The sequence below is a fragment of the Phytoactinopolyspora endophytica genome (assembly GCF_004138495.1).
In the GTDB taxonomy this organism is placed as follows: domain Bacteria; phylum Actinomycetota; class Actinomycetes; order Jiangellales; family Jiangellaceae; genus Phytoactinopolyspora; species Phytoactinopolyspora endophytica.
In genome coordinates, this window is record NZ_ML142858.1 from 140,332 (window position 1) to 140,801 (window position 470).

Annotated in this window: 1 pseudogene; it reads left to right on the forward strand. The window is 64.9% G+C overall.

The annotated features are described in order from the left end of the window. Positions 1 to 376, forward strand: a pseudogene (locus ELR45_RS19645) (hypothetical protein); the annotation flags it as partial. Positions 377 to 470: the final 94 nt, after the last annotated feature.

Here is a 470-nt window from a genome sequence, read left to right on the forward strand (position 1 = left end):
CAGCTCGCACGATGTGGGAACGTGGCTGGACCGCTACATCGCCGGTGACTACGAGGCCATCACGATGGACTTCAGCGGGCTCGCCGACCCGGACGCGAACATCGGCCGGTTCTTCTCCGCGGCGGGCTACTACAACGGAACCCAGATGACCACCGAAAGGTTCGAGGAGCTCCTCGAGGAGTCGATCACCACGATCGACCCGGACGAGCGGCGAGCCGTGTACGTGGAGCTGCTCGACGAGCTCCGCTCGTGGCACTCGACCCTCTTCCTGTACAACCCATCCGAGACGATGGCCGCACGGAACAATGTGACCGGTTATGAGTGGACGACCGGTGGCGAGCTCCTGCTCACGGGCGCGGGCTTTGCAGGATCCTGAGTTGGCACGGCGGATCACGCCGGCCGCCGTGAGCTGGTTCTCACGGCGGTTCGGCATCTCCGTCCTCACCGTCTTCCTCGGGTCGATCCTGGTC